This is a genomic window from Aliifodinibius sp. S!AR15-10 (assembly GCF_031569985.1).
Taxonomy (GTDB): domain Bacteria; phylum Bacteroidota; class Rhodothermia; order Balneolales; family Balneolaceae; genus JAMQKA01.
The window spans coordinates 1-7,870 of record NZ_JAMQKA010000090.1 but is presented as its reverse complement, the minus strand read 5'-3'; the positions used below and the strand labels follow the sequence as shown (position 1 = coordinate 7,870).

Here is a 7,870-nt window from a genome sequence, read left to right as displayed (position 1 = left end):
TGCGAGCTAGATTGATCAGCAAAGTAGCCTCTGTAACGCTATTACAGTACATCAATTGGCAAAACGATCAACCCATCAATCGTATTAAACATGCATTAGCTGTTTAAGATTAACCCCTAAACGCGTTGATATAAGTTAAAGTTATATGGCTTTGAATTCTGCTCAATAATAATAGTTATTGTCTTAATTGCCCTTTGGTAATGTCGCATTTCCACCGCGTGAATTGTCTATCCAGTCAATATAATTCAAGTGAATTTCATTGGCGTTATGCCAATGTTATGCGCAACTTAATTCAGCAAGACTTTATGTGAGATAATAACTTTATACACATTAGGAAATAAAGCTATGGCAAAAAACAAATTACTAAGAATGGACAATGTCGGCATCGTTGTTGAATCCCTCGATGAGGCCATCTCTTTTTTCCAGGAGATTGGCCTAATACTCGAAGGACGAACTACTGTCGAAGGTGAATGGGCTGGTCGCGTAACCGGATTGGGCACTCAGTCCGTAGAGATTGCTATGATGGTTACCCCCGATGGCCACAGCCGGCTCGAGCTTTCGCGATTTCTCACCCCGCCTACTATCTCAGATCATCGAACTGCCCCTGTGAACGCTCTTGGATACCTTCGCGTCATGTTCACCGTTGAAAATATTGACGAAATAGTATCCAGACTCACAAATTATGGTGCTCAGCTCGTTGGAGAAGTGGTTCAGTATGAAGACTCGTATCGGCTCTGTTACATTCGTGGAACTGAAGGGCTTCTGATCGGGCTGGCAGAAGAGCTCAATAATAAATGAATAGATGTCTAGTATAAACTAGACAATAAAAGCAGCGCATAGCTGAGACCATTGAATAATACATTCTCACGCAAGAGCCGCCATATAACCCGCGCATTAAGCGGACAGGCCTCGCCGGTTCTTGCCCGCCTGCTATTTATTAGTTAACCTTTCATTTGCAGGTAATCTCAACACGTTGGCGCCTGCAGCTTATGCGCCAGGTCGTTAGTGGGCTCAACTTCTTTAACATTCAAATAAGAGTATATACATAATGGCTACAACACGCGGGCAAAAATGGAGAAAATTAGATTTACATTTGCATACACCTGCATCCCATGATTGGGAAGGTGGAGAAATATCACCAGAAGAATTAGTACAAGCAGCATTAGATCGAGAATTAGATGGAATCGCTATTACGGATCACAACACCGCAAGTTGGATTGACAGAGTCAAAAGAGCCGCTGATTCTACATATTTAAAAGTGTTTCCAGGTACTGAGATAACTGCCTCGGGTGGTGAAGGTGGCATACATATAATTGCATTATTTGACCCAGAAAAAAATGAAGACGCTGTAAATGATTTGCTTGCAAAAGCTGATATCACATCTGAAATGCGTGGCAATAAAGAAGCAATTTCCCCAAAGAGTGTTAATGATATAGTTGATTTAATATACAATAGTGGTGCTCTTCCAATACTTGCCCATGCAAATTCAAGCAAGGGCGTTTTAAGTGATATGAGAGGTCAGCAACGAAATAAAATCATGAATAATCCTCGCGTTGCTAGTGTGGAAGTAAGTGATACTGATAGATATAGGTCTTTATTGGATGGGAATGACCAAAATTACAAAAGAGCCTTACCTGTTCATAGGGCTTCGGATAATCCTGCTACGGGTGATAATGGACATTCTTTGGATGGAATTGCGTTACAGTATTCATACTTTAAAATGGATGAAGTAAACCTCAATGGTTTAAGACAATGTTTCTATGACCCAGAGATAAGAATTAGAACGGATGAAGATATATCTCCATTTTCTGAATCAATAGGTCCTTACATCAAAAATGTTTCAGTTTCTCAAGGGTTTTTGAGTGGTTCGTATCATTTTCACGAAGGCTTAAATTGTATCGTAGGTGGCAAGGGGGTTGGAAAGTCGTTATTAGTTGAAGCAATAAGGTTTGGCTTAAATCAAGAATCTGATTTAGAACAAATATCAAAAGATCATAAAAGTAAACTCGAAAAAAGGTTTGGTCTTGGTTGTTCAGTTGAGATACAAGTTGTTTCAAAGAGCGGACAGGAGTTTAAAATAACTAGAGTTTATAATGGAGAAACGAATCCTAATAATGTTTTAAGACCCTCAGATAATTCTGAGTATGATGGAGAAGTTGATGAGCTTTTCCCAATTATGGCCTACAGCCAAACGGAAGCAGTTGAAATTGCTAGGGATGAAACAGCTCAGTTAAGTCTTGTTGACAGATTACTTGATTTGACTTCATTATTCCGAGAATTGAGAAAAATCCAAGAACAGTTGGATGCTCTTGATCAGGATCTTGCCAATTGTATATCTGAAGCTGAAAAGTGCAATCAACTTAAAACGGAAATAGCAAGTGTAGAAGAAAAGATAGCTGAGATTGATCGCCAGTTAGGGTCAGGAGAACATGTAACCTATAACCAGATGTTAACAAAAAAGGACTATTTGGATGAACATACTCAGCAACTAAATAAATGGGAAAAATCATTAAGAGAAGAAAAGGAAAAAATAGACTCAGATGATTTGCCGGATCTACCGGAAGAACTTGAACGTGATACCCTATCGAATAACTTTAATGATCTCTCTCTTACTAATAAAGAGGAAATCAAAACATCACTACAGGAATCTATAGGTCTTATTGAAACTAAGATCACGGAGTTGCAAAATTTGAGAGAAGATTGGGACGATGAACTGGAAAATGCAAAAGAAGCATATGAAGAATGGGCAGAAGAAGCTGGAGGTGATGCTCCGAGTCTTACCAAAAAAAGAGAAGAGTTAGATCTCGAATTGAAGGATTTAAAAGAATCGCTATCAAATTCTCAATCAATAGCAAATAATGCCTCTGATTACAAAGTTAAAAGAGATGAACATCTTGATAAATTAGAAGGAGTTAGGAATAGCATATTTGAATTAAGATCAACCAAATATGAAGAAATTACTGAAGCCACTGAAGAAAGACTCCGTTTATCACTTACAAAGAATGGGAATCGGGAAAAGTTTGAAGAACGATTAATTGAAATATGCAGAGGTACTCACACTAGGCACGAAGATTTAAAAAAACTTGCTTATAAAATTACGCCAAGGGAATTTGGAAAAATTCTTCTTGAAGGTGATGCTACTGAATTGGAGCAAGTTACAGGTATTGATGGAAATTTAGCAGAAAGAATTTATGAAGGGGCATGTGAATCATTAAATATTCAGGAGATGCTTTCCCTTCAACATCAAGATTTAATGGATGATGCCCCAACTATCGAATTAAAAAAACAAGATGGTTCCTTTGGTAAGTTATCAGAGTTATCAATTGGACAAAAATCTTCAGCATTGCTTATGATTGCACTGACAGATAATGACTCTCCAATTTTAATTGATCAACCAGAAGATGCTTTAGACTTAGCATCAGTATTTGAAGATATAACAACCCCAATTCGATCTAGAAAAGAGCAAAGACAATTTTTACTCACAACTCACAATCCAACGGTTGCTGTTGCAGGCGATGCAGACCGCTTTCAAGTTCTTAAAGCGACTTCCAGTACAACTGACATATCAGTTCATGGAGCTATAGAAAGAAAGGATGTACGAAAAGAAATAATATTACATCTCGAAGGAGGGAATCGGTCTTTTGAATTAAAGACAAAGAAATACAAAAAACATTTACAAAATTAGATAGCGAGCCCACTAACCAGCGCATTAACGCGGACGCACCTCGCCAATTCTCTGCCGCTTTTGGTTTTACATCTCTTCTTTCGTTAGTTGCTAATTCAACATCAATCCGTGCGCAGCTTATGCGCAATGTCGTTATAGGGCTTAAACAACATCCTCAAGCTCAGATACTCAAGTAAAATATTTAATTAGTTCAGATACATTTTATGAGTGTTCTGACTATATTAAATATGATATGAAAATTTGCACACTAAGAAGAAATGACCAAAATAGCGTTGATATTAGGCCAATGTAAGCAGTGAAAAATGGAGGGGATAATGATAAAACAAAAGCTCATCTTCTCACTGTTGATTACTCTCCCATTGTTTTCAGCAAACGCGCAGAACCATGAATCTCCATATTCAGCCATAACCCCTGTTGTTGAAGGCTTGATGGATAGTTTGAGTATTCCAGGGGTACAAATTGTGATCACCAAAGGAACTGAGGTTTTATATATAAGGGGTTTCGGAGTTGAAAATATTGAAACTGGCAAACCAGTAGATTCGTACCAATCAAGATTTATTATTGGATCAGTATCCAAAACATTTACTGGAGTGACCATTCAGGAAGCAGTCAACCGGGGTATTCTGGATAAAAACACAGATATCTCACACTACCTTGATTTCGAGTTTGATAGACCCTTTGAAGATTCTATTACCCTGAACCACTTGATGTCTCATAGCGCCGGATTAGATGACAAAGAGTTTGGATGTTGTACAGCTGACTATACAAATACTGCATCTCTAAAGAGCCACTTGCAAAAGCTAAATATTAACCAAATTAGACCTGCAGGTGAATTAATCTCCTATTCTGATTTTTTAGGAGCTGCTCTTGCAGCCTATATTCTTGAAAAAAATGGCAAGCAATCGTTACTGGATTATTATCAGGAGTTTATTTTCGATCCTCTGGACATGAATAACACTGGGGTGTACCTAGACAGTAATTTACCCAACCAGCCAATGAGTTATGTGAATACAAGTACCGGCTTATTTCCTATTTCAAAACATTGGGGTAGCATTTCTTATATGGCCGGAAAATTATACAGCACTGCGGATGATATGGGCAAGTATATGAGGGGTTTACTAAGTCCGGATTCTTTGCAAATCGAAAAAGGCTGGAATGAAAATTTGCTGACTCAGGTAGGTAAACCCGTATTTACTTATAATGACAACGAGAAGTTTTCTTTTGGTTTCGGCATTACAACCACACAGACTTCCAATGGCTTGATACATTCTCACAATGGAGATGTAGAACACTTTCGTACAGAAATGCACCTGTTTAGAGAAGAGAATGTTGGATTATTTATCAATACGAACAGTAGTTCAGGAAATATTTTAATAAGAGAATTAGTGTCTTTCTTCTTGAATAATTATTTGAAACAGTATGCTGATCCACCTAATGAAAGGGTGAATACAAAACTGCCGGATGCTTTTGAAGGCTCCTACACCCGTCCTACCTATCCCCGGCATGATATTGGGAAAATAAAAATATTAACCTGGTTACCGCAGGTAGAAGTATTTCAAAACGAAACAGGAAATCTGGTACTTGCTTCAGGTAGCAACATTGAGGAATTTATTCCTGTTGGAGATAATACATTCGTTGATACAACAAGAAGTATCCATCGAACTTTAAGTTTTGGGGAATCGGGTGGAAGGGAAATAATCCAAACCACCACTCCCTTCCCCATACCCGTTATTGCTACTTTACAAAAATTACATTGGTATGAGACCCTTAAATTCCAATTTCCCTTTCGGGCTTTAAGTCTCCTAATATTTTTAATTGTTCCTCTTATTTGGGTGGTTTCCTATCTTCGAAAAAAAGACTGGACAAAGATTAATAAACTTAAAATTATTTTTGCTTCCTGTATGTGGTCTGGTCTACTATCCGTTTTTTCTGTGATGTATTTATTTTCTGCACACCAAGACTTTATCTCATACTACGTAAACGAAGTGCCTTGGGAGGTTACGGCTTATGGTCTATTCAACCTTTTATTCGGTATTTTAGCATTAGTTGGTTTGGTGATGTTTATTTTTCGATTTGGACAGTTAACAAAAATGCAGAAATTCTATTACTCATTCCTTGTTCTACTGCTGCTAGGGTATGGAATCAATAATCTGATATTCAATAGCTATGACATTGTTTTCCGAAATTAAACTGCTGCTAACAAAATATTTACGCCATTAAAACGGGTGTTTACTTAAATCGTAAAACCACTTCTATATCGATTAATAAAACGCCCTATAACACCGGTTTCAACTCGGATTTTGCCGCTGATTGATAATTCAAAATTTGTGAACTTACAGAAATTCCGAGTTTTAATATGATTACCTGCCAGTTAGGATAAGTCGGTTAAACCGTGGGGCGTTATATGACTTTTTAAAAATTATTGCATGAACTACTACAAATCAGACCTTGCATATATTCATGATGATGGTTTTGGGCAGTTTGCCAAAGCAGCAGCACACACGCTTGTAGCAGAACTGCAAAGCAACCAATTATTGGAAGGGACTGTTTTGGATCTAGGGTGCGGTAGCGGTACAGCAGCCCAAATTTTTTCTAATTATGGATATCAGGTGATCGGACTGGATATCTCCAAGGATTTTATCCGTATTGCACGTGAAAGAGTTCCTGAGGGCACGTTTCATGTCAGATCTTTTGTTGGAACTGAGTTACCAGCCTGTGTTGGTGTATGTGCCATCGGTGAGGTATTAAACTACAAATTCGATGAGGAAAGTAACGATATAACAAGGAGGAAACTTTTTGAAAATGTTTTCTCTGCTCTACGTCCTGGTGGGCTTTTTCTATTCGATATAGCTGGACCTGACCGCACGCCTGAAGATAAAAAGCGTTCTTTTATCGAACATCAGGATTGGACTGTACTGACCGAAGTATCTGCTGAAGGCAAAATACTAACACGTAAAATAACAACATTCATACGTGTCGGTGAACTGTATCGTCGAAGGAAGGAAACACATCAGCTACAATTAATTTCGCCGAATTCTATCAAGAGACAACTAGAATCATGTGGATTCTTTGTGAAAAGAATCAGAGAATATGAAGAAACTCCATTGTTATCAGGCTTGCATGGGTTTAAAGCTTTTAAAACTTTACAGGCCGTATAACCTATATATGGCCTCCAATGTCAAGCGCCAATAGTTCTCCCCGGCAAGATTTTTTCCTCGCCTTTCTGCATTCGATCTCCTTTCCGGTGGTTGCTGCTGCAGGCAGTATTCAACGATGGTTGGCATTCCGACAGCGGTCGGAATGCACCAAACATATATAGAGGCTCAACATCACATCGGTCGAACCAGCCGGCCAACGGATGGTCCCGCCGTTGCGGGACGGCTTCCCGAACGCTTTCGGGATGCGTGCCCTCCGGCCCGGATGATCACGCGCGGGGCTATGGCCCGGCCGGGCCATTCCAGTTAGGGGTCATCTCGGAGCAGGGGCAGCAGACGCCGATGGTTCCGGCACTCCACCTGCCAGGCATCGAGTATATTCCGGGGCCGCTGCCGCCTCCAATCACGCGCGTTGAGCTCGGCACCCAGGCCTGGCCAGCCGGGAAATGATCTGCGTAGCAGTCATAGTAAGTTGGCTGGCAGAAGGCTCTTGCCATCAGGCTCAGTTAGACCTCGGGCTGGCGGCAGCGCCCCTTTTAGTTCCTTTTGGTATGCACTGGAGATCGTCCTAAAAATTTGTGCTCGTTAAAGGGCTCTTTTCTTTTGAGCATGTAGTACACGGCGGTTCCCAGGCGTTTGGCGACGATGGTCAGCGCCTTGGCCTTCCCGTGGCGGGCGATCAGCCGATTGTAATATTTCTCGGCCAGCTTGTTGCCGCGCACCTGCAGCAGCGCTGCTTCGGAAAAGGCCCACCGCAGGTGGGCGTTGCCGATCCGCCCGCCGGCGGTCCCGTAGACTTTGCCATTGGAAGATTTTTGCCCCTTGACCAGCCGGGCGTAGGAACAAAACTCTCCGCCGGAAGGAAAGCGCCCGATATCGTGGATCTCGTAGAGCATGGTCAGCAGAGAACCTCCCCGATCCCCGGGACCGATTGCAACAGGTGCAGGCTGGTCGGGTCGTGGCCTTTGGCCAGGGCCAGGATCCGGGTGTCCAGTTCCTTAATGATGGGGTCGTAGTGGTCGATTAGCCT

At 40.8% G+C, this 7,870-nt stretch carries 6 protein-coding genes; 5 read left to right on the top strand and 1 reads right to left on the bottom strand.

What is annotated here, in order from left to right:
- Positions 1-345 precede the first annotated feature (345 nt).
- The 5 genes from NC796_RS26235 (at position 346) to NC796_RS26215 (ending at position 7,150) form a co-directional block, all read left to right on the top strand.
- The gene (locus tag NC796_RS26235; protein WP_310688829.1) at positions 346-798 is read left to right on the top strand and encodes a VOC family protein; all 453 of its coding nucleotides are present in this window, start codon (positions 346-348) and stop codon (positions 796-798) included.
- 250 nt (positions 799-1,048) lie between these two features.
- Complete coding sequence (locus NC796_RS26230; RefSeq protein WP_310688828.1) at positions 1,049-3,685, top strand: TrlF family AAA-like ATPase; 2,637 nt, start codon at positions 1,049-1,051, stop codon at positions 3,683-3,685.
- A gap of 314 nt (positions 3,686-3,999) precedes the next feature.
- The gene (locus NC796_RS26225) at positions 4,000-5,874 is read left to right on the top strand and encodes a serine hydrolase domain-containing protein (protein ID WP_310688827.1); all 1,875 of its coding nucleotides are present in this window, start codon (positions 4,000-4,002) and stop codon (positions 5,872-5,874) included.
- Positions 5,875-6,111: 237 nt separating this feature from the next.
- Entirely contained in the window at positions 6,112-6,843 is a 732-nt protein-coding gene (locus NC796_RS26220; RefSeq protein WP_310688826.1) for a class I SAM-dependent methyltransferase, read from the top strand.
- 142 nt (positions 6,844-6,985) lie between these two features.
- Positions 6,986-7,150, top strand: coding sequence for a hypothetical protein (locus tag NC796_RS26215; protein ID WP_310688824.1), 165 nt, complete (start codon positions 6,986-6,988; stop codon positions 7,148-7,150).
- Between the two features lie 226 nt (positions 7,151-7,376).
- Here NC796_RS26215 and NC796_RS26210 read toward each other — a convergent pair whose 3' ends face one another.
- A complete protein-coding gene (locus NC796_RS26210; protein ID WP_310688823.1) occupies positions 7,377-7,736 on the bottom strand; it encodes an IS110 family transposase in 360 nt (119 codons plus the stop codon).
- Positions 7,737-7,870 lie beyond the last annotated feature (134 nt).

Excerpts from the sequence above, each read along its gene's own strand:
- NC796_RS26225 (WP_310688827.1), top strand. The coding sequence starts at position 4,000 with ATGATAAAACAAAAGCTCATCTTCTCACTGTTGATTACTCTCCCATTG.
- NC796_RS26230 (WP_310688828.1), top strand. The coding sequence starts at position 1,049 with ATGGCTACAACACGCGGGCAAAAATGGAGAAAATTAGATTTACATTTG.
- NC796_RS26235 (WP_310688829.1), top strand. The coding sequence starts at position 346 with ATGGCAAAAAACAAATTACTAAGAATGGACAATGTCGGCATCGTTGTT.
- NC796_RS26210 (WP_310688823.1), bottom strand. The coding sequence starts at position 7,736 with ATGCTCTACGAGATCCACGATATCGGGCGCTTTCCTTCCGGCGGAGAG.
- NC796_RS26220 (WP_310688826.1), top strand. The coding sequence starts at position 6,112 with ATGAACTACTACAAATCAGACCTTGCATATATTCATGATGATGGTTTT.
- NC796_RS26215 (WP_310688824.1), top strand. The coding sequence starts at position 6,986 with ATGCACCAAACATATATAGAGGCTCAACATCACATCGGTCGAACCAGC.